This window comes from Psychrobacillus sp. NPDC093200 (assembly GCF_050280345.1).
In the GTDB taxonomy this organism is placed as follows: Bacteria; Bacillota; Bacilli; order Bacillales_A; family Planococcaceae; genus Psychrobacillus; species Psychrobacillus faecigallinarum.
Genome location: NZ_JBNNVC010000002.1, coordinates 764,647 through 785,133, shown reverse-complemented (window position 1 = coordinate 785,133; position 20,487 = coordinate 764,647). Strand labels below are relative to the sequence as shown.

Here is a 20,487-nt window from a genome sequence, read left to right as displayed (position 1 = left end):
TATAATATTTCGCTGAGAAAATTCATTACAGCAGAATTATAACACCACGGCTACTAGTAAGCGATTCTAAATTTGATGCTGATCGGCTCTGTAAGCTCGTCAAATATTTTGTAAATGGTTGACATTTTATATATAGAACTAGAGGCTTATCCAGATAGAAGCGTATCCAATTTAATGGATATGCTTTTTAATTGTATGAATAATATTTTGATTCTTTACCTAATCAATTTCATAATTCCTATTCTTAAAGAGAAACACGAATAATTATGAGGGAATACCAAAAAACATATGCTTATATAAGAATTAAGTATAATTGATTACCGCTTCAGGTGGATGCTTTCATATGATGGCTTATCTGTCTCACACATCCAACAGGAGTCCGCCTTTCGCTACAATCAATACCTAAGAATGTTCGTGTTTAATTAGTAAAACGCTATTTATGAAATGGACTCATATGTAAAATATTATAAAACTCCTAGTATTTGCAGGTAGCGAGGGGGGAATCTTATTCGCTTATAAAATGTCTTCTTTCCATAAACAAGCATAAAAAAAGTAACTAAGTCACTTAAGCCCCTGATGCCTTCTTCATAAACATGATACTACAAAAAAAGCTTGTAACTTATTTGTAACTCCTCTTATGTACATTTAAAGCGAAGCATGAGAGCGCTTACAAAATTATTTAGGAGGTATGGAATATTGAAAAAATGGAGTTTGTTTTTAACGCTATTATTGATTTTTATTTTTACTGCCGCTTGTAGTGAGGATTCTGTTAAGTCTAGTGAGGAGTCAGGTGAAACCACTCCTGCTTCGGGTGAGGTGACGGAAGGCGGGACTATTAAAATTGGGGTTCTTGCTTCTTTAACAGGAGCGCTTGAGTCCTATGGAAAGCAAACTAGAAATGGTTTTGAGCTTGGCTTAGAGTATGCTACAGACGGGACGATGGAGGTAGCAGGAAAAAAAATCGAGGTTGTATTTGAGGATACAGAAACTAAGCCTGAGGTTGCGGTTCAAAAAGCAACGAAGCTTTTGGAAGAAGATGAGGTTGATTTCTTAGTAGGTTCCTCTAGCTCCGGTGATACATTAGCAGTTCTCCCCCTTGCAGAGGAATATGAAAAGATTATGATCGTTGAACCAGCAGTTGCAGACAGTATTACTGGATCAGAGTTTAATCCATATATATTCCGTACTGCTCGTAATTCTTCACAGGATGCGGTTGCAGGAGCAGCTGCTATTGCAAAAAAGGGAGTAAAGATAGCGACATTTGCGCCTGATTACTCCTTCGGTTGGGATGGGGTTTCTGCCTTTAAAGCCGCAGCTGAAAAGTTAGGAGCAGAGGTTGTATTAGAAGAATACGCTGACCCTGCCGCTACGGATTTTACATCGAACCTACAAAAGGTGATTCAAGCAAAACCAGACTATCTGTTTGTTGTTTGGGCTGGTGCTAACTCCCCATGGAACCAAATTGCTGATCTAAAATTGCAAGACAAAGGTATTAAAATCTCTACTGGCGCACCAGATATCCCGGCACTTTCTATTATGGAACCGCTAGTTGGTATGGAAGGATTCTCGGTTTATTATCACACATTACCAGACAATAAGATAAATGATTGGTTAGTAGATGAACATAAAAAGCGTTTCAATGGAGAAGTACCAGATTTATTCACGCCTGGAGGGATGTCAGCTGCGATTGCCATAGTAGAAGCTTTAAAAAAATCTGATGGTGATACGGATGCGAATGAATTGATTAAATTGATGGAAGGAATGTCCTTTGAAACACCTAAAGGAAAAATGACTTTCCGTCCGGATGATCATCAAGCCCTGCAATCCTTATATTCTATTAAGTTAGAAAAGCAGGAAGGCATTGCTTACCCAGTACCAGTGCTGATTCGTGAATTGTCACCTGAGGAAACGGAACCACCAATTTTAAATAAGAAGTAACTATATTGAAGCAAGTGACAGCCTAACATTCATTAGGCCTGTCACTAACCTTGCTATAGACTCTTTCTAAAGCAAGGTTAGTGATAGAAGAGAGGAGTCAAATCGTATGGAGCCTATATTAAGAACTGAAAATCTGACAATCAAATTTGGCGGCCAGACAGCAGTAGATCATGTAAATTTTGTTATGCCAAACAAACACTTTAAATCCATTATCGGCCCAAATGGTGCAGGAAAAACAACCTTTTTTAATTTAATCAGCGGTGAGTTGAAGCCAACAGAAGGAGAGGTTTTCTTTAAAGGTCAATCTATGGCTAAGTATTCCTCCATAGAGAGGACTCGAATTGGACTAGGTAGATCCTTTCAAATAACGAATGTTTTTCCTAATCTGACTGTCATGGAAAACGTACGTCTTGCTGTGCAATCAAAGCAGAAAGTCCGCTATCAGATGCTTCGTCATTTCAGTAGCTATCAAGAATTTCGGACTGAAGCGGAACAATTACTCGAGATAGTTCTACTGTCTAAGAAAGCTAATGCACTTGCCAATGAGCTTTCTCATGGAGAAAAGAGAAAATTAGAAATTGCCATGCTTCTTGCTTTAGATACGGAAGTACTATTGTTGGATGAACCGACAGCTGGAATGTCCTTAGAAGAGGTTCCGGCTATATTGGATGTGATAAAGCAGATTAAGCAAAAGGGTGACAAGACGATTTTGTTGATTGAACATAAGATGGATATGATTTTAGATCTCTCTGACTCTATCATGGTTTTGTTCAATGGAAGGCTGCTTGCTGATGGTAGCCCTAAAGAAATCATGAACAATGAAACTGTTCAAAACGCATATCTGGGAGGGTTATACGATGAGCACCTTGCTTAAATTAGATAACGTACACACGTTTATAGGGCAATATCACATTTTACAGGGAGTTTCCTTCGAAGCAAAGGCTGGAGAGGTGAGTGTGCTGCTTGGTCGAAACGGTGCAGGGAAAACGACCACTTTGAAAACAATAATGGGCCTCACACCTGCCTCTAAAGGGATCATTAAATACGCGGGTTCGTCTATTATCTCCCAGCATACACACCAGATTGCATCAGGCGGTATCGGCTATGTACCGGAGGATCAAGGTATTTTCGGAGCTTTAACAGTCGAGGAAAATCTAAAGGTAGCCATGCGTAAGGAAGATGATGCTGCAAAAGAAAGACAAGAATATGTCCTAGAGCTATTCCCAGATCTTAAGAAGTTTTGGAAAAAGAATGGTGGACACTTATCTGGAGGACAAAAACAAATGCTTTCGATGGCTAGGGCTTTTGTAAATGAAAGTAAGCTTTTACTGATAGACGAACCTTCCAAGGGCCTAGCACCAGTCGTTATTGAAAAGGTTATGGAAGCAATTATTGAAATGAAGAAGCAAACAACCATTATCCTGGTAGAACAAAATTTTATGATGGCCAGCAAAATCGGAGATACATATACACTAATCGATGATGGTGAAACTGTTCAGTCGGGGAAAATGAGCGAGCTTATCCAAAATGAAGAATTGAAAAGAAAATATCTCGGTATCGGGTGAAGGAGGAAGCTACATGGAGTTAATCATCAATTTATTGATAAACGGATTGGCGACAGGCATGTTGATTTTTTTATTGGCAGCTGGATTAACCTTGATATTTGGATTAATGGATGTTTTAAACTTTGCACATGGGGGCCTATTTGCCTGGGGAGCTTTTTCTGGTGTTTGGTTTTACAGTTTGACGGATAGCTTTACCTTAGCGATTATAGGAGCCATTTTAACAGGTGTAATATTAGGTTTTATAACGGAAAAGCTAATTATTACACCTGTTTATGGGAACCATGTACAACAAATATTAATAACTTTAGGATTTATGATTGTGCTTTCTGAAATGCTGAAGGTCGTTTTTGGACCAAATCATATGGCAGCAAAAGTTCCACCTTTGTTAGCTGGAAGCTGGGAATTTGGAGATGTCATTATTATTAAATACCGTTTGTTTATCATTAGCATTGGTTTTATCGTATTCGGTATTTTTCAATTTATTTTAAAGCGTACGAAAATCGGACTGACAGTACGTGCTGGTGTGATGAATAAGGAAATGGTGCAGGCGTTAGGTATTAATATTAAAAAGGTATTTTTGTATGTATTTATGACAGGTGCAGCGCTCGCGGCTTTAGGAGGTGCTTTAATGGCACCTTACTCTGGAGTTGTATACGCTGAAATGGGAATGGAGTATGCGATATTAGCCTTCATCGTGGTGGTCATTGGAGGAATGGGTAGCTTTCCAGGTTCATTGCTGGCAGCTATTCTAGTAGGTTTAGCAGGAAGCTTCATGGCGTATTATGTTCCAGCTCTATCACTTGCGGTCAATATGCTGCTTATGGCAGTCGTATTAATCTTCCGTCCGCAAGGTTTGTTTACTGCGAAAGGATGATACAAGGATGAAGTTAAAATCTACATTTCAAATTAAACATGGAGTGCTGTTAGTAATTGTCGCGGCATTTACCATATTTCCATTTGTCTCAGACTCTCGGACATGGACTATACTATTGACTCAAATATTCATCTTTTCTATATTAGCGATGAGCTATGATATTTTGCTCGGCTATACTGGCATTGTATCTTTCGGTCACGCTATGTTCTTCGGGATGGGAGCATATGCGACGGCGATTATGTTAAATCATTTTGAGTCTACAGTTGGAACATTCTTACTTTCAATAGCTGTAGGGATGGTTATTGCAGGTGTCATCAGCTTTTTAGTTGGGTTGTTGACGCTCCGATTAAAAAGTCACTTCTTTGCTATGCTGACCATGGCAGTATCCGGCCTGTTTCTCGTCCTTGCGGAAAAGTGGAGAACCTTAACCTATGGAAATGACGGTTTTACATTTAGAGCCCCCGAGGTTTTTAGAGATCGCATGGTGTTTTATTTATTTGTGCTTGGAAGCCTCCTGCTAGTTTACCTATTTTTAAGAAGATTTGTAGATTCTCCGCTTGGTAAGGTTTTGATTGCAGTGAGGGAAAATGAGCAAAGAACCAAGTCACTTGGATTCAATACGCTTCATTATAAAGTAATTGCTTCAGTAGTTGCCGGAGTAGTTGCTAGTCTTGCTGGCTCGTTATATGCAATATCCTTACGCTTTGTTAATACAAGCGTGCTCACAATGGATATTACGCTCGATGCCTTACTAATGACAATTATTGGTGGAGTAGGCACATTAATAGGTCCAATTATAGGCGCAGGGGTTATAGAGCTAGCTCAGCATTATCTTTCCGGACTTGCAAAAGAACATCCGATTTTTGAAAGATGGATCATATTCTTCGGGGTTGTTTATATTCTCGCTGTTATTTTCTTTCCTAGAGGCATTGTTGGTACTATTCAACAAGCTTTTTGGAAAAGGAAAAACAAGAAACATAAAGTTGAAGTTGCTCCTAAAAGAAGGGAGTTAGCTAAATGAGCATAGGAATTGTCAGTACTGGTATATATATTCCTGAAGCAGTTATGACTGCTGAAGATATCGCTACACAATCCAATCTCCCTCTAGAAGTCGTCAAATATAAAATGGGTATATCAAAAAAGCCGATACCAGGGAGAGACGATCATACAGTTGCTATGGGAATATGGGCAGCAGAAAAAGCGTTACAAAAAGGAAATGTGGATCCAAAATCTATCGATCTAATTATTTATATAGGGGAAGAACATAAGGAATACCCCCTGTGGACAGCTGCTATTAAGATACAAGAGGAGCTAGGAGCCTTTCACGCTTGGGCTTTTGATGTTGCACTACGCTGTGGAACAACAATTATGGCGATGAAGGTGGCAAAGAGCATGATGTTGGCTGATCCTTCTATCCAAACGGTTTTACTTGCTGGAGGATATCGAAACAGTGACTTTATTGATTATACAAACGAAAGTACTCGTTTCATGTTTAACCTGGGAGCAGGAGGAGCGGCGATGATTTTAAAAAGAAATTACGATAAAAATATTCTTTTAGAGTCAGATATAATCACGGACGGCTCTTTTTCAGAGGACGTGTTGGTGCCAGTTGGGGGAACCAAGCAACCTCTAACCTCTGAACTCTTGGAAAACGGTATGTATCGTTTAGATGTAATGGACCCACAGGGGATGAAGGCAAGATTAGAACAAAAATCTATGGACAATTTTTTAAAAGTTGTTCGTAACGCATTATTGAAAAGTGGATACAGTGAAAAGGACATAGATTATCTTGCCATCCTCCATATGAAAAAATCAGCTCATGATTATGTATTAGGTGAGTTAGGCTTAACTAAGGAACAATCGATTTATTTAAGTGATTATGGGCACATCGGACAAATGGATCAAATTATATCATTGGAATTAGCGGAAAAATCAGAGAAAATAAAGAGTGGAGATATTGTTGTTCTAGTTAGTGCAGGCATTGGCTATGCATGGGGAGCAATAGCTGTTAAATGGGGAACTGAAGGGAGAAAAATATGAACATGACATTGCAAAAAGTAACATTGGCAAATGGGGAGTCTATCACTTATAGAAAGAGAGAGGGAGGTGATCGCGTAATCGTTCTCGTTCATGGCAATATGACTTCATCTAAGCATTGGGATGTATTAATCGATGCATTTGATGATTCTTTTACTGTAATCGCCCTTGATTTGAGAGGCTTTGGAGGCTCAACCTATTATACTCGAGTAAATGGGATAAAAGATTTTTCGAATGATCTCAAGGATTTTATAGATTCGGTTGCACTTGAAAAATTCGATTTAATCGGTTGGTCTACCGGTGGGGCAATATGTATGCAGTTTGTAATCGACAATCCCGGATACTGCGAGAAGCTTATTTTATTGGCTTCTGCTTCCACTAGAGGATATCCATTCTTTGGTACGACTGCAGATGGTACACCTAACTATACAGAAAGATTACAAACTATAGAGCAAATCGAAGAAGATCCGTCTAAAACGAAAGCCATGCAGGGTTTGTACGATACAAAAAATAAAGAGGGTTTAAGGGCAGTTTGGGATGCTGTAATTTATACGCATAGTAAACCGAATGAGCAGTTATATGAAGAGTATCTAGAGGATATGCTGACACAACGAAATTTAGCAGATGTGTATCATAGCTTAAATACTTTTAATATTGGCGCTGATCATAACGGGGTGTCAAAAGGTTCCAATCAGGCAAAGGACATAACGATTCCAGTTTTAATACTTCGAGGAGATCGAGATTATGTAGTCACAGAGGAAATGACACAAGAAATAGTTTCAGATTTAGGAGACAATGCTACATATATACCTTTAGTTAACTGCGGTCACTCTCCCCTTATCGATGATCTCGGGCAATTGTTAGGAGCTATCGAAAAGTTTTTAAAGGAGGAGAGATGATTATGGGAATTCAAAATAAGGTTGCTATTATTACTGGAGCAGCTAACGGTATTGGTTCTGCAGCAGTTCAACGCTTTGCAGAAGAAGGAGCAAAGGTGGTTTTAGCTGATTTTGATCAGAGTGCGGGGAAATCTCTAGAAAAAGAAATGAGAGAAAAGGGCTATAATGCAGTATTTATCCAAGTGGATGTGGCGAATCGGGAAAGTGTAGATGCAATGGTGGAACAAACGCTGGAGCAATTTGGAGAGATTCACATTTTGATAAATAATGCGGGAATTACTCGTGATGCCATGTTAACTAAGATGACGGCAGAGGAATTCAGCCAAGTTTTAGACGTCAATATAAAAGGCGTGTTTAACTGTACACAGGCTGTTGTTCCTCACATGGTAGCAAATCAATACGGAAAAATCATCAGTACTTCCTCGGTCAGCGGGGTTTATGGAAACGTGGGCCAGACCAATTATGCGGCTTCAAAGGCAGCGGTAGTAGGGATGACTAAAACATGGGCAAAAGAATTAGGTAGAAAAGGGATTAATGTGAATGCGGTAGCTCCTGGCTTTACTGCGACGAAAATGGTAGCGAAGATGCCAGATAAAATCATTGAACAGATGAAGTCTGTTGTAGCTCTACAGCGTCTGGCCGAGCCACAAGATATTGCGAACGCTTATTTATTTTTAGCTTCCGATGAATCTAGTTACGTACACGGACATGTATTACAAGTGGATGGCGGTATCATGATGTAAGGAAAGGTGCGTTGCCAAGATGTTTACTGAACAGGCATGGATTTATAAGAGGGCAATCCTCTCTCCAAGCAAGAACGCTTTAATAGATAGCAGTAGTGGCAAAGTATGGACCTACCATACATTATGGGAACAAATAAAAGGATGGGCCAATTATTTTGAAAGTCAGGGATTTGAAGCCGGGGATAGAATAGCCGTGCTTTCTCAAAATAGAATTGAGCTATTTGCCATATTATTTGCTTGTGGCTTGAAGGGGCTAATATATGTCCCGTTGAATTATCGACTAAGCACTAACGAATTACAGGATATACTAAATAATTGCTCTCCGGTGACGATCATTTATGATGAAAATCATATAGAATTGAGCGAATTTTTCCCAACTTATAAAACGTTTTTGTTATCGAGTGTAACAGTTTCCCATAACAGTGATTTTCATTTTAACACTGATTGGAAACCGGATGACCCATGGCTCATTATTTATACGGGAGGAACAACGGGAAGTCCAAAGGGTGCAGTTCTATCATTTGATAATGTGAATTGGAATGCTATCAATACTATTATCAGCTGGGGATTAAATGACGAAGATTGCACACTAAACTATATGCCTATGTTTCATACGGGGGGACTAAATGCATTGTGCATTCCTATTTTAATGGCGGGAGGCACTGTAGTTACAGGTAAAAGATTCCAAGCAGAGGAAGCTTTAAAGTTCTTGGATATCTACAAGACTACTCTTTCGTTATTTGTTCCGACAATGTACCAGGCTATGCTTGATACAGAATATATAAAGAAGTCTATCTTTCCGACAGTTAAGTGTTTTTTGTCAGGAGGTGCACCTTGTCCTCGAGCTATATATAATAGGTTTGAAAAAATGGGAATTTTGTTTAAGGAAGGCTATGGCCTGACCGAGGCAGGACCAAACAACTTCTTTATCGATCCCCAGCTAGCAAGGCTCAAAAAGGGGACAGTAGGCAAGTGTATGCAATTCAATGAAGTAAAAGTAATAAATGAATACGGGAAACCTTGTCAATCAAATGAAGTTGGAGAACTATATGTTTCGGGAAGGCATGTTTTTAAGCAATACTGGAATAATGAACAGGAAACGGTGAACACGTTTGAAGGGAAATGGTTAAAAACGGGGGACCTTGCGATGTTTGATGAAGAAGGTGATTTCTTCATAGTTGGCCGTAAAAAAGAAATGATTATCTCTGGAGGAGAGAATATTTACCCTATAGAGATAGAACAACTTCTTGCTGAGCATCCTAACGTTAGAGAAGCTGCCGTACTTGGAATAGAGGACGATAAGTGGGGAGAATGTGTCACTGCTTTTATCTCCTACGCTAGCTCTCCACAATCAGAACAGGATCTTATCGCTTATTGTAAAGCAACGCTAGGTAGCTATAAGGTTCCTAAGAAAATATACTTTTTAGAGGAACTGCCGAGGACAGATGTAGGTAAAATTGATAAAAAAACATTAAAAGAGATGGCTTTGAAGGCTGTAAAGTAACCCTTTACAGCTTTTTTTGCTGTCTTTTTGTATAATAAAGGTGAGGTGACTAAGGATATGTTCATAAGTGAAAAAGAAATTGAAGTGCGATACGCAGAAACCGATCAAATGGGAGTAGTGTATCATGCAAACTATTTAGTTTGGTTAGAAATGGGGCGAACTCAGCTTATACAAGATTTGGGCTTCTCCTATGCTGGTTTAGAGAAAGACGGATACTTATCACCAGTAACCAATGTAAATATAAATTATAAAGCTCCTGTAAAATACGGAGACAATGTTAAAGTACGCACATGGATTGAAAAGCATGGAAAACTAAGAACAACCTATGGCTATGAAATTGTACATACGGATGGAACACTGTCTTCTACTGCAACAACGGAGCATGTCGTGGTTCGAAAGGAAGATTTTAAACCAGTGGCGCTTGCAAAGATCGATGCGGCTTGGGATAGTAAGTATAAAGAAATTGTGAAGGAATCCTAATCGTGGCATTCGGTATAAAGAGGGAAGAGTTGACAAGCTGGAAGCAAGCAGTAGAAAACAAACAAATCGCTTTTTTAACTCATTATTGGACAGATGAACGCTTTCCTGGATGTAATACAGTAACTAAGGTGGGCTGTAGCGATATTGCTAAGCTCATTGATTGGGGTAAGCAGTATGATTTAAAAGAAGAATGGATCGATTATAAGGAAGCATACCCTCATTTTGATTTGTTTGGAAAGTATGAATATGAGATTATGAAAAAAGAAGGTTTATTGGAGCAGTTGAGAAGGTTTCGTTTCGTGCAGTAAAATTACAAGTTTTAACTAAAAAAACAAGTCGGATGAACATTTCGACTTGTTTTTTTAGTTGGAGATCGTGTTAATGACCGGTTAGCAAAGATTTATGACCGGATAGAAATTTTTATGACCGTTCACTCGGTACTTATGGCCCGATAGAATTTTTTATAACCGGATAGAAAACTTTGCGACCGTTCATCTATTAAAAGAAAAGAAGATGGTAAGATTACCATCCTCTTTTTAGCTTTTCTTGTAGGAATATTCAAGTTCATTTGATTGGTCGTTGAATGTTACGTAAAGATCATGGCCATTGAAATACCATTCATCTCTTTCCTCTATAAAAAACATGATGTCCTCATGCATGAGAGTTACAGACGGTTCAAATGGAGTATCCTTCGTTACACCTAGAGAAAAGGCCTCATGCATAGGACTTGCTCCTCCATAACGTGCGTAGAAACGAATTTTATCACCTTTGTCCGCTTCCATTTCCTCATGGAACCATTTCAAAGCATCTGTCGAGATATTGATTTTCATCTGAACCACCAAGCTTTCTTTATATTTTCGCTGTTTTTCATGAGTTTAGTCTATATTATTTTAGTACAATCCACAAAGAATTTGTCTAACAATAAAGAGTGTCTCTGTCGCAAAAATTTAAATCCACTTAACTTTTGGCTCAGTCCCATTTTTAATACGCTCGATATTGGCACGATGACGATATAAAATGAATATAGCAAGTAACGACACAATAACGATTAACGGCCAGTCCTTTTCCACTGTAAAATAATAAACTATAGAATAAATAATTGCTATAATCGCTAAGCACATCGATGTTAATGAAACCATTTTCGTTATTTTTAAGATAATAAAAAATCCTAAAACTAATATTACGAAAATCGGCCAATTATAACCTAGAAGAATACCACCTGAAGTAGCAACTGCCTTACCACCCTTAAATCCAGCGAAAACAGGATAGATATGTCCAATCACCGCTATTATTCCTAAAATAAGAGGATGTACATTTGCTGAAGCAAAGAACGGAAGGAAGCCTAATAGGGTAGCAGCAGTTCCTTTAAGAATATCCATTATTGTAACTACTAAACCAGCTTTTTTACCAAGTGTCCGAAAAGTGTTAGTTCCACCTAAATTACCACTACCATGCTCTCGTATATCAATGTTATAAAATAGCTTACCAACCCATAGCCCAGATGGGATTGATCCAATTATGTAAGCAAGTAAAAGTAAAATGATTATTGTCATAGTGTGCTCCTTCTATTTATCTACTGATAATATGATAACTTTCTTATTTTACCATGTACATGAGTTTTTATTCAATGACAAGAAAAGAGGATAAATACAGATATACATAAGAGTTTGTGCACATTTAGTATGACTGTAGCAATATTACAGAATTTTAGTATGACTTAACTCACAGAAGGACCAAATCTTAACTTTTAAAAAGTTTCCTACTGAAATAATCCAAGTTTTTACGATATACTAATTATACGATTGTTCTTTTAAACATATGTTAGAAGCTTTGTTTAAAAGTAAAGAAGGAATTATTTAGGTGAATAGAGAATGCAAGAAAAGGGTAGATTGCATTCTAATTGAACTTTCACTACAATTGAAGTCTGGCCTGTCCTTCAGCGCTATTGACATAATGACAATCTGTTTGTAGGCTTAAAATAGAAAAAGAACAAACGTTTTGTTTTTTTGGGGGGAACGAATTGAGTAAAAATAATAATTTAACAAGCTATGGCGATGATGATATTCAGGTGTTAGAAGGCTTGGAGGCCGTAAGAAAAAGACCAGGAATGTATATTGGATCTACGGATGCAAGAGGTCTTCACCATTTAGTATACGAGATTGTAGACAATGCGGTGGATGAAAGCCTTGCTGGATTCGGTGATCATATTATCGTCACTATACACCAAGATCAAAGTATTACAGTGAGAGATTTTGGCCGAGGTATGCCAACTGGAATGCATAAAACGGGTATTCCCACTGCAGAGGTTATTTTTACTGTGTTACATGCAGGTGGTAAATTTGGACAAGGTGGATATAAAACAAGTGGGGGTCTACATGGTGTAGGTGCTTCTGTAGTAAACGCTCTCTCTTCTTATGTAGATGTAGTAATTCATAGAGATGGTAAAAAATTTGCTCAACGCTTTGAGGACGGAGGAAAAGTAGTACAGTCTTTAACTCAAATTGGCGCAACGAAAGAAACAGGGACTTCTGTTCACTTCTTGCCAGATAGCAAAATTTTCTCTACCACTAAATATAATTATGAAACATTATGCGAAAGACTTAGAGAATCAGCCTTTCTATTAAAAGGTTTAAAAATTGAACTGATTGATGAACGTACGGAGTCTCATGACGTTTTCTTCTTTGAAACAGGAATAGAAGCTTTCGTAGCTTACTTAAATGAAGAAAAAGACGTTTTACATCCAGTTTTTTATATGGAAGGAAACCATGAAGAGATTGAAGTAGAGTTTGCTTTCCAATTCAATGATGGATATTCAGAAACTATTTTATCTTTTGTTAACAACGTAAGAACAAGAGATGGCGGGACACACGAAACAGGTGCTAAGTCGGCTTTAACGCGTGTGTTCAACGACTATGCTAGAAAATCAGGCTTATTGAAGGAAAAAGATAAAAATTTAGATGGTTCGGATATTCGTGAAGGGATTTCAGCAATCATATCTCTTCGAATACCAGAAAATCTTTTACAATTTGAAGGACAAACAAAAGGGAAATTAGGTACGAGTGAGGCAAGAAGTGCTGTTGACGCTGTAGTATCTGAAAAGCTACAGTATATCCTCGAGGAAAACTCCGAGCTATCTGCTTCTTTAATTCGTAAGGCAATTAGAGCTCAACATGCTCGTGAAGCAGCTAGAAAAGCACGTGAAGATGCTCGAAATGGGAAAAAACGTAAGCCTTCCGAGTTATTATCAGGTAAACTAACTCCAGCTCAATCAAGAAACGCTAAGAAAAATGAATTATATCTCGTAGAGGGAGATTCTGCAGGTGGATCTGCGAAGCAAGGTAGAGACAGAACTTTCCAGGCAATCTTACCCCTCCGAGGAAAAGTTATAAACACAGAAAAGGCAAAGCTAACCGATATCATGAAAAATATTGAGATTGCTACTATCATTCATGCAATTGGTGGCGGAGTTGGAGCAGATTTTAAAATAGAGGATATTGCATACGACAAAATTGTTATTATGACTGATGCCGATACGGATGGAGCACATATTCAGGTTTTATTACTCACGTTCTTTTATCGCTATATGAAGCCATTGATCGAAAATGGCAACATTTATATTGCTATGCCTCCTCTATATAAGGTATATAAGGGAATGGGCAAAAAAGAGGTCTTTGAGTATGCATGGACGGAAAAAGAGCTCGATGTTGCTATGGAAAGAATCGGAAAAGGTGTAATGCTGCAACGTTATAAAGGTCTTGGTGAAATGAATGCCGATCAATTGTGGGACACGACGATGAACCCTGACACTCGTACATTAATACGAGTAACTATTGAGGACGGTGCTCGAGCGGAGAGACAAGTGACTACACTAATGGGTGACAAAGTAGAGCCACGTAGAAAATGGATAGAAGCAAACGTAAACTTTAGTTTAGACGATGATTCTAACATCTTAGAAAATGACAGAATTCACACGGAGGATGAATTAGTATGACACAAACCGAAAAATATCAAAATTTACCCTTAGAAGAAGTAATAGGTGATCGGTTTGGACGTTATAGCAAATACATCATTCAAGACCGTGCATTACCCGACGCCCGAGATGGTCTTAAGCCTGTTCAGCGTCGTATCTTATTTGCGATGCTTCAAGAAGGGAATACAAACGACAAACCCTTCCGAAAGTCAGCTAAAACAGTTGGAACAGTAATTGGTAACTACCATCCACATGGTGATTCCTCTGTTTATGAAGCGATGGTCCGCATGAGTCAGGACTGGAAGCTACGTCATATGCTTGTTGAAATGCATGGTAACAACGGTTCAGTGGATGGAGATCCACCCGCTGCTATGCGTTATACAGAAGCAAGACTTTCTGCAATCTCACATGAACTATTAAGAGATATTAATAAGAATACGGTTGACTATATACCAAACTTTGATGACTCTGACATGGAGCCACTCGTTCTACCTGCCCGTTTTCCTAATCTACTAGTAAATGGTGCCACTGGTATTTCTGCTGGATATGCGACAGACATACCTCCACATGCTCTACATGAAGCGCTAGATGCAGTTTTAATGCGTATGGAAAACCCAGCATGTACAGTGGATGAGCTTATGACTGTTATTAAAGGACCGGATTTTCCAACAGGCGGCATAATTCAAGGTGTTGAAGGTATTAAAAAGGCATACGAAACCGGCAAAGGGAAAATCGTTGTACGTTCTAAGGCAGAAATAGAAACGATTAAAGGCGGCAAAGAACAAATTGTCATCACAGAAATTCCTTATGAAATCAACAAAGCTAACTTGGTCAAAAAAATAGATGAACAACGTTTAGATAAAAGATTAGATGGAATCGCAGATGTTCGGGATGAATCAGATCGAACTGGTTTACGTATTGTGATAGAGATGAAAAAAGAAATTGATGCTCATGGCATATTACAATACTTATTTAAAAACACTGATCTTCAAATAACTTATAACTTTAATATGATCGCAATTCACAATCGTAGACCTACCATGATGACATTGCCTTTACTACTTGATGCGTACATCAATCATCAAAAAGAAGTTGTTACTCGTAGAACAATTCATGATTTGAAAAAAGCAGAAGAGCGCCTTCATATCGTCTCTGGTCTTATGAAAGCCTTATCTATTTTAGACAAGGTTATTAAGACGATACGTGCATCCAAGGATAAAAAAGATGCGAAAAACAATTTGATAAAATCATATGATTTTTCTGAAGCACAGGCAGAGGCTATTGTTTCCTTGCAGCTTTACCGCTTAACTAATACAGATATAACCGAGCTTCAAGAGGAAGAGATTAAGTTAAATGATCTTATAAAAAATCTTGAAAGTATCCTTGCTAAGGAATCTGTATTGATGAAGACCATCAAGAAAGAGTTGCAAGTTGTTCGTAAGCAGTTTGCTGAACAGCGTAAATCCGTTATTGAAAATGAAATAGAAGAGATAAAGGTAACACTAGATGTGCTAATCCCTTCTGAAGAGGTTATCGTTACCGTTACAAAGGATGGTTATATTAAACGCACGAGCTTGAGATCATTTAATGCATCCAATGGACAGGACTTTGCTATAAAAGAGTCCGATTACCAGCTATATCAGGAGTCAATCAACACTCAGCATCACCTTCTGTTGTTTACTTCCAAAGGAAACTATATTTATCAACCAGTGCACGAGTTGCCGGATATCCGCTGGAAGGATCTAGGACAGCATATATCTAGTATCGTACCTCTCGAGTCAAATGAAACAATTATAAATGTAATAGGCATTGACTCATTTGATTTAGACTTATGTGTTTTAACTGCAACTAAAGAAGGACAAATAAAACGATCTCTTCTTTCAGATTATGTAGTCCAAAGATATGCACGACCAATTAAAACCATTAAATTAAAGGCGACTGATGAGCTAATATTAGCTCAGCTAGTGGCACCTTCTGATGAAATACTAATGACTACTCATTTGAGCTATTCTGTTCGCTTCTCCTTAGACGAAGTGCCAATCACAGGGGTTAAAACCAGTGGGGTTAAAGGCATCAATCTAAAAGATGAGGATTATGTTGTTAGTGTGAATGTAGTACCACAACAAAGCAATGATGATATTATGTTAATTACTCATCGTGGATCTGTGAAGAGAATGCATCTTTCAGAAGTTGAGCCTGGCGTTCGCGCGAAACGGGGACTTGTCACGCTTCGAGAATTAAAAACAAACGCCCATCGCGTATTTACTGTTGTTTTGGCAAACAAATCAGAAGGTTTAGTAGTGGAAACAGAAAGAGGACATCAAGAAATAATTGAAGTGAATAGCTTCCGTCCGACAGATCGTTATTCTAACGGATCATTTGTAATAGATACAGAGAAAGATGGGCAGCTTCTTCGAGTATGGAAGAAACCAGTAGAAGAATCCTAAAAGATGGGAAAAGGGATATGTGGAGAAATAGGAATGTTTGGATTGTTCTTATAGGGGAATTAATTGCTGGTTTAGGGCTTTGGAGCGGAATCATAGGAAACTTGGAATTTATGCAGGAAAAGGTTCCTTCAGATTTTCATAAGTCCTTGCTGCTCGCTAGTGGTTTGCTTGCCGGAATCCTTGTTGGACCACTAGCGGGTAGAATAATTGACCAATCAAACAAAAAGACGGTACTAATTGTTTCTGGTATTGGTAGAGTGTTTAGTGTGTTTTTTATGTTCGTTGCTATTGCAACTGGTTCCATATGGTGGATGTTATTGTTTTTAATATGCCTACAGGTGTCAGCATCTTTTTACTTCCCAGCTTTACAGGCAACGCTGCCGTTAATTGTTAAAGATGAAGATTTACTGCAGTTAAATGGCTGGCATATGAATGTGTCGACCATTGCTAGAGTTGCTGGTACTGCGATAGGGGGACTTGCACTTGTTTACTGGCCTATTCAATCATTGTATATTATTTCCTTGATGGCTTATCTAGGCATATTAGTATTTTCTTTTATGCTTCGAATTGATGAAGCTGGAACGGATAAAGTGATCATTACTAATGGACCGAGAACGGATGGGTTTAAAGAAGTTTTTCCTATGCTTAAGGGTAATACTCCTGTATTGCTGACACTCTTTTTAACATTGATACCTGTTTTGTTTTTAGGGTCGTTTAACCTGATTGTCATTAATATTAGTGAGATTCAGGACTCATCTTCTATCAAGGGCATCATTTATGCAGTGGAGGGTGTTGCTTTTATGGTTGGGACCTTGGCTATTAAGTACATTGGAAAAAGATATAGTACAAAATCTATTCTTTTTACATTTGTTTTCATCATTGGTTTTGCTGAAATGTCTATGTACTTTGTTGCAAATCCATTCTTAACATTAGTAAGCTTTGCTTTATTTGGTTTTTCCATAGGCTGCTTTTATCCTACAGCACTGACTATTTTCCAAAAGCAAGTGTCTAAAGAGTATCATGGTCGTTTTTTCTCCTTTCGCAATATGTTGGACCGAGTTTCTTTCCAAATTGTCTTATTGTCCACTGGAGCAATGCTAGATTTGATAGGTCTTGCTTATATGATGGTGATTTTCGGAGTATTTAGTATAGGGCTAACAATTGTTTTCCTTTTACAAATTCAAAGGAGAAAGCTTTCTTTTCAGATTCCAACTGCAAGAACATAATAAAAAGCATTTCCCTCGAGGTGTACACCTTGCTGGAAATGCTTTTTATGTTTGTTATTATAGTGAAGTAGTTTTTCCTTTTTAGTCTTAGTCACTCTTACATGAGTACTAAAATCTACTTCGTTTCTCATCGATGACACATCTTTACCGGTTGTTCTCAACTGATGTAATCTTTTTTTCTTGGCATTTGATTTGGCCATATAGTTCTCTCCCTTTAAAATAATTTTCTCCTTCTATATTAAAGAAAGTGATTGTAAAATTCAATCTTTAACATATTTCTTTAGATTGTGGTATAAGTAATAGTAAGCACTACATTAATCTAAGGTACTGTTAAATTCGAAAGTATACATAACAATACCTACATAATATTTTGGAGGTAATAGAATGAAAAAAATCATATTTTTAGTCACTATCTGTTTACTGGTAATTGGAGGGAAAGCATTTGCCCATACGGGATTAGAAAGTTCAAATCCCTCTAACGGAAGTACTGTTACTGATCCGATAGAAGAAATTACACTTACCTTTTTAACAAAAATTGAACAAACAAGTTCATTTAAAATACAAGGAGCAAATAATGTAGAGGTTCCGGTTAAAAATATTGTAGTAGTTGATGATATTATGACTGGTTCTGTAGATGGGATGGAAAATGGCGAATACACATTGACGTGGAATATAATTGGAGCTGATGGCCATCCAATTCAAGGAGACCTAACATTTGCTGTAAATCTTCCTGTTGAGGAAACTCCAGTGCAAGTGACTGAAGAAGAGTCACAAGTTAAAGAGACTGAAGATAAAGAGACTGCTCCTATTAATGAAACTAAGGATGTAGACAGTGATCAATCTTCTAACAGTTTTTTCATCGGTATGATTATCGTATTAGCTTTAGTAATAGTTGTTAGTATATGGTGGATGAATGGACGCAAGAAGAAATGATGATGTTTCTATCAACAATTAGCGAGGCCATACTATATTCCTGCTTTGCATTGTTAATGGGCAGCTTCATATTTTCTTTAATTCCAACTGATTTAAAACCTGCAATTTTAGTTTCTAAAAAGTTTAAACTAATAGCCCTCGCTGGAATAGCAGTATTTTCCTTCATGCCAATATTAAATCTAATGGTTTATTTGCTAGAGGAATACACTTTTTTATATGTATTAAAATCATTGTTGCTAACTTTTGAAATAGGAAAAGCTTGGATTGTAACTGTTATTTTAACAATCATTCTTGGATTCTTTATTTACTTATTTGATAATAGAAATACTCCTATCTATTATATAATTGGAATCCTATTATTGTTTGGTATAGTTGCAGCGATGAGTTGGACTACCCATTCGCATGCAGTCTATGGTATACAAGGCTTTATTACACATTTTATTCACTTTAGCACTGTTATCGTTTGGGTTGGTATATTAATAATAGTCGCTTGGTTTTCTAAAAACAAAGAGAATTGGATCCCTTTTTTAAATTGGTTCCATGTAACGGCATTGTTTTGTTTTGCCATTATTACCGTTACTGGTCTTTCATTAATGAATTACTCAATGAATATATCTGAATATCCAAACTCGTGGTTACAGCCATATGGCCAAAGCCTGCTCATCAAACATTTGTTCATCCTTCCGTTAATAGGATATGCCTTCATTAATGGGATTTTGATGAAAAGAAAGCTTGGAAAGAAGGAAAAACTGGATCCAAGACCTTGGACTAAGCTGGAATCAATTATTGTGCTAGCAATTTTTGCTGCTACTGGGGCTATGAGTCAGCAGGAACCGCCACATAACAATGCATCGTTAAGTAAAGATACATTTTTACAAGCTTACGGCATTTTACCTTCTGGTCAGGGCTCTTTAGTTCCTTTAACAGTGGATATTGTTGCCAATTTTAAAGGGATATCATTAGGTATTCTAGCAGTGGCATTTCTAGTAATCAGTATCTATTCCTTTACGAAAAAGATGCCGCCATTGTTCTCATTCATCATGAGTATTTTACTAGTCGTATGTGCATTATTAGCGCTATCTTATAGCGTCGTAGCATATTAAAAGAAAACACTTCTTAAAAGGGATCTAACCCTTTAGGAAGTGTTTTTTATTTGTATAATAAATATCGTAGATAGATGGATATCCATCAAATCAAAATGAAAGTTGAATTAATTTCATGAGAAAAAACTTGAAAAAACTTTTTTAGATAGATTGCTTGTCTTATAATATGAGAAAACATATTTAGAAATGAAGGGATAATGAATGAATCATAAAGAAATAGTCATTAGAAAAATGATTGAAGGCGATTGGGACGATGTGCGTGAGATTTTTATAGAGGGAATACAAACAGGTAATGCTACCTTTCAAACAGAGGCTCCAACATGGGAAGAGTGGGATGCTAGCCATACAGCCAAATGTAGGTTCGTAGCGACGTTTAAAGAGAAAGTGGTAGGTTGGGCTGCCCTTAGTCCGATTTCAAGCCGAAAAGCCTTTTCTGGCGTTGCTGAAGTAAGTATTTATCTATACGGTTCATCTACTGGTATGGGCATTGGTGGAAAGCTACTCAAGCATCTAATAGAGGATAGTGAGCAACAAGGATTTTGGACAATCCAATCCATGATTTTTCCCGAGAATGAAGGGAGCATACATTTACATAGAAAACATAGTTTTGAGATAGTCGGTACTCGAAAAAAAATCGGGAAACTTAATGGAGTTTGGAGAGATGTAGTATTATTAGAGAGAAGAAGCTTTTTAACTGGTAAAGATTAAGAAAAAATTTAAATATAGTTGCAATATAAGATATAATAGGTAGCAAATAGATTAGTAATC

General features: G+C 37.6%; 20 protein-coding genes. 17 read left to right on the top strand and 3 right to left on the bottom strand.

Features of this window, described 5'->3' with window-relative positions:
* Positions 1–696: 696 nt before the first annotated feature.
* From ACQKNZ_RS11585 to ACQKNZ_RS11535, 11 genes are all read left to right on the top strand, one after another.
* Positions 697–1,938 (top strand): substrate-binding domain-containing protein, encoded by a 1,242-nt coding sequence (locus ACQKNZ_RS11585; protein WP_151109866.1) that lies wholly within the window; start codon positions 697–699, stop codon positions 1,936–1,938.
* 106 nt (positions 1,939–2,044) lie between these two features.
* Complete coding sequence (locus ACQKNZ_RS11580; RefSeq protein ID WP_427659786.1) at positions 2,045–2,812, top strand: ABC transporter ATP-binding protein; 768 nt, start codon at positions 2,045–2,047, stop codon at positions 2,810–2,812.
* Positions 2,796–3,503, top strand: a complete 708-nt coding sequence (locus ACQKNZ_RS11575; protein ID WP_144536463.1) for an ABC transporter ATP-binding protein — start codon at positions 2,796–2,798, stop codon at positions 3,501–3,503. Before ACQKNZ_RS11580 ends, ACQKNZ_RS11575 begins: the two co-directional genes overlap by 17 nt.
* 13 nt (positions 3,504–3,516) lie before the next feature.
* Positions 3,517–4,377 (top strand): branched-chain amino acid ABC transporter permease, encoded by an 861-nt coding sequence (locus ACQKNZ_RS11570; protein ID WP_427659784.1) that lies wholly within the window; start codon positions 3,517–3,519, stop codon positions 4,375–4,377.
* A gap of 7 nt (positions 4,378–4,384) precedes the next feature.
* Entirely contained in the window at positions 4,385–5,398 is a 1,014-nt protein-coding gene (locus ACQKNZ_RS11565; RefSeq protein WP_151109861.1) for a branched-chain amino acid ABC transporter permease, read from the top strand.
* Positions 5,395–6,417 carry a 3-oxoacyl-ACP synthase gene (locus ACQKNZ_RS11560; RefSeq protein WP_151109859.1) on the top strand — a complete coding sequence of 341 codons (1,023 nt, stop codon included), beginning with the start codon at positions 5,395–5,397 and terminating at the stop codon, positions 6,415–6,417. The genes ACQKNZ_RS11565 and ACQKNZ_RS11560 overlap by 4 nt, the downstream gene beginning before the upstream one ends.
* Before the next feature lie 2 nt (positions 6,418–6,419).
* Positions 6,420–7,313, top strand: coding sequence for an intracellular short-chain-length polyhydroxyalkanoate depolymerase (locus ACQKNZ_RS11555; protein ID WP_154312308.1), 894 nt, complete (start codon positions 6,420–6,422; stop codon positions 7,311–7,313).
* Between the two features lie 2 nt (positions 7,314–7,315).
* On the top strand, positions 7,316–8,056 hold the full coding sequence (fabG, locus tag ACQKNZ_RS11550; protein WP_427659781.1) for a 3-oxoacyl-ACP reductase FabG: 741 nt from the start codon (positions 7,316–7,318) through the stop codon (positions 8,054–8,056).
* A gap of 19 nt (positions 8,057–8,075) precedes the next feature.
* The gene (locus tag ACQKNZ_RS11545) at positions 8,076–9,560 is read left to right on the top strand and encodes a class I adenylate-forming enzyme family protein (protein WP_427659779.1); all 1,485 of its coding nucleotides are present in this window, start codon (positions 8,076–8,078) and stop codon (positions 9,558–9,560) included.
* A gap of 57 nt (positions 9,561–9,617) precedes the next feature.
* Positions 9,618–10,040 (top strand): acyl-CoA thioesterase, encoded by a 423-nt coding sequence (locus ACQKNZ_RS11540; protein WP_144537192.1) that lies wholly within the window; start codon positions 9,618–9,620, stop codon positions 10,038–10,040.
* A gap of 2 nt (positions 10,041–10,042) precedes the next feature.
* A complete protein-coding gene (locus tag ACQKNZ_RS11535; RefSeq protein WP_151109855.1) occupies positions 10,043–10,348 on the top strand; it encodes a hypothetical protein in 306 nt (101 codons plus the stop codon).
* A 228-nt stretch (positions 10,349–10,576) separates the two neighbouring features.
* Here the strand turns inward: ACQKNZ_RS11535 and ACQKNZ_RS11530 are convergent, their stop codons facing one another.
* Both ACQKNZ_RS11530 and plsY read right to left on the bottom strand, forming a co-directional pair.
* Positions 10,577–10,870 carry a HesB/YadR/YfhF family protein gene (locus ACQKNZ_RS11530; protein ID WP_144536449.1) on the bottom strand — a complete coding sequence of 98 codons (294 nt, stop codon included), beginning with the start codon at positions 10,868–10,870 and terminating at the stop codon, positions 10,577–10,579.
* A gap of 117 nt (positions 10,871–10,987) precedes the next feature.
* Positions 10,988–11,593 carry a glycerol-3-phosphate 1-O-acyltransferase PlsY gene (gene plsY, locus ACQKNZ_RS11525; protein ID WP_144536447.1) on the bottom strand — a complete coding sequence of 202 codons (606 nt, stop codon included), beginning with the start codon at positions 11,591–11,593 and terminating at the stop codon, positions 10,988–10,990.
* 467 nt (positions 11,594–12,060) lie between these two features.
* Between plsY and parE the strand changes: the two genes are divergently transcribed.
* The 3 genes from parE to ACQKNZ_RS11510 are packed head-to-tail and all read left to right on the top strand — an operon-like array spanning position 12,061 to position 17,683.
* Positions 12,061–14,031 carry a DNA topoisomerase IV subunit B gene (parE, locus tag ACQKNZ_RS11520; RefSeq protein WP_144536445.1) on the top strand — a complete coding sequence of 657 codons (1,971 nt, stop codon included), beginning with the start codon at positions 12,061–12,063 and terminating at the stop codon, positions 14,029–14,031.
* Positions 14,028–16,457, top strand: coding sequence for a DNA topoisomerase IV subunit A (parC, locus tag ACQKNZ_RS11515; protein WP_151109853.1), 2,430 nt, complete (start codon positions 14,028–14,030; stop codon positions 16,455–16,457). Before parE ends, parC begins: the two co-directional genes overlap by 4 nt.
* 17 nt (positions 16,458–16,474) lie before the next feature.
* Positions 16,475–17,683, top strand: coding sequence for an MFS transporter (locus ACQKNZ_RS11510; protein WP_151113666.1), 1,209 nt, complete (start codon positions 16,475–16,477; stop codon positions 17,681–17,683).
* Here the strand turns inward: ACQKNZ_RS11510 and ACQKNZ_RS11505 are convergent.
* Positions 17,659–17,883 (bottom strand): hypothetical protein, encoded by a 225-nt coding sequence (locus ACQKNZ_RS11505; RefSeq protein WP_151109851.1) that lies wholly within the window; start codon positions 17,881–17,883, stop codon positions 17,659–17,661. The genes ACQKNZ_RS11510 and ACQKNZ_RS11505 overlap by 25 nt on opposite strands.
* A gap of 184 nt (positions 17,884–18,067) precedes the next feature.
* Between ACQKNZ_RS11505 and ACQKNZ_RS11500 the strand changes: the two genes are divergently transcribed.
* The 3 genes from ACQKNZ_RS11500 to ACQKNZ_RS11490 all read left to right on the top strand — a co-directional run bounded on the left by ACQKNZ_RS11500 (position 18,068) and on the right by ACQKNZ_RS11490 (position 20,427).
* Positions 18,068–18,616 (top strand): copper resistance CopC family protein, encoded by a 549-nt coding sequence (locus ACQKNZ_RS11500; RefSeq protein WP_144536439.1) that lies wholly within the window; start codon positions 18,068–18,070, stop codon positions 18,614–18,616.
* Positions 18,589–19,719, top strand: coding sequence for a copper resistance D family protein (locus ACQKNZ_RS11495; RefSeq protein ID WP_191963854.1), 1,131 nt, complete (start codon positions 18,589–18,591; stop codon positions 19,717–19,719). Before ACQKNZ_RS11500 ends, ACQKNZ_RS11495 begins: the two co-directional genes overlap by 28 nt.
* 201 nt (positions 19,720–19,920) lie before the next feature.
* Complete coding sequence (locus ACQKNZ_RS11490; protein ID WP_154310830.1) at positions 19,921–20,427, top strand: GNAT family N-acetyltransferase; 507 nt, start codon at positions 19,921–19,923, stop codon at positions 20,425–20,427.
* Positions 20,428–20,487 lie beyond the last annotated feature (60 nt).

Excerpts from the sequence above, each read along its gene's own strand:
- ACQKNZ_RS11580 (WP_427659786.1), top strand. The coding sequence starts at position 2,045 with ATGGAGCCTATATTAAGAACTGAAAATCTGACAATCAAATTTGGCGGC.
- ACQKNZ_RS11575 (WP_144536463.1), top strand. The coding sequence starts at position 2,796 with ATGAGCACCTTGCTTAAATTAGATAACGTACACACGTTTATAGGGCAA.
- ACQKNZ_RS11570 (WP_427659784.1), top strand. The coding sequence starts at position 3,517 with ATGGAGTTAATCATCAATTTATTGATAAACGGATTGGCGACAGGCATG.
- ACQKNZ_RS11565 (WP_151109861.1), top strand. The coding sequence starts at position 4,385 with ATGAAGTTAAAATCTACATTTCAAATTAAACATGGAGTGCTGTTAGTA.
- ACQKNZ_RS11560 (WP_151109859.1), top strand. The coding sequence starts at position 5,395 with ATGAGCATAGGAATTGTCAGTACTGGTATATATATTCCTGAAGCAGTT.
- ACQKNZ_RS11555 (WP_154312308.1), top strand. The coding sequence starts at position 6,420 with ATGACATTGCAAAAAGTAACATTGGCAAATGGGGAGTCTATCACTTAT.
- fabG (WP_427659781.1), top strand. The coding sequence starts at position 7,316 with ATGGGAATTCAAAATAAGGTTGCTATTATTACTGGAGCAGCTAACGGT.
- ACQKNZ_RS11545 (WP_427659779.1), top strand. The coding sequence starts at position 8,076 with ATGTTTACTGAACAGGCATGGATTTATAAGAGGGCAATCCTCTCTCCA.
- ACQKNZ_RS11540 (WP_144537192.1), top strand. The coding sequence starts at position 9,618 with ATGTTCATAAGTGAAAAAGAAATTGAAGTGCGATACGCAGAAACCGAT.
- ACQKNZ_RS11530 (WP_144536449.1), bottom strand. The coding sequence starts at position 10,870 with ATGAAAATCAATATCTCGACAGATGCTTTGAAATGGTTCCATGAGGAA.
- plsY (WP_144536447.1), bottom strand. The coding sequence starts at position 11,593 with ATGACAATAATCATTTTACTTTTACTTGCTTACATAATTGGATCAATC.
- parC (WP_151109853.1), top strand. The coding sequence starts at position 14,028 with ATGACACAAACCGAAAAATATCAAAATTTACCCTTAGAAGAAGTAATA.
- ACQKNZ_RS11510 (WP_151113666.1), top strand. The coding sequence starts at position 16,475 with ATGTGGAGAAATAGGAATGTTTGGATTGTTCTTATAGGGGAATTAATT.
- ACQKNZ_RS11505 (WP_151109851.1), bottom strand. The coding sequence starts at position 17,883 with ATGGCCAAATCAAATGCCAAGAAAAAAAGATTACATCAGTTGAGAACA.
- ACQKNZ_RS11500 (WP_144536439.1), top strand. The coding sequence starts at position 18,068 with ATGAAAAAAATCATATTTTTAGTCACTATCTGTTTACTGGTAATTGGA.
- ACQKNZ_RS11490 (WP_154310830.1), top strand. The coding sequence starts at position 19,921 with ATGAATCATAAAGAAATAGTCATTAGAAAAATGATTGAAGGCGATTGG.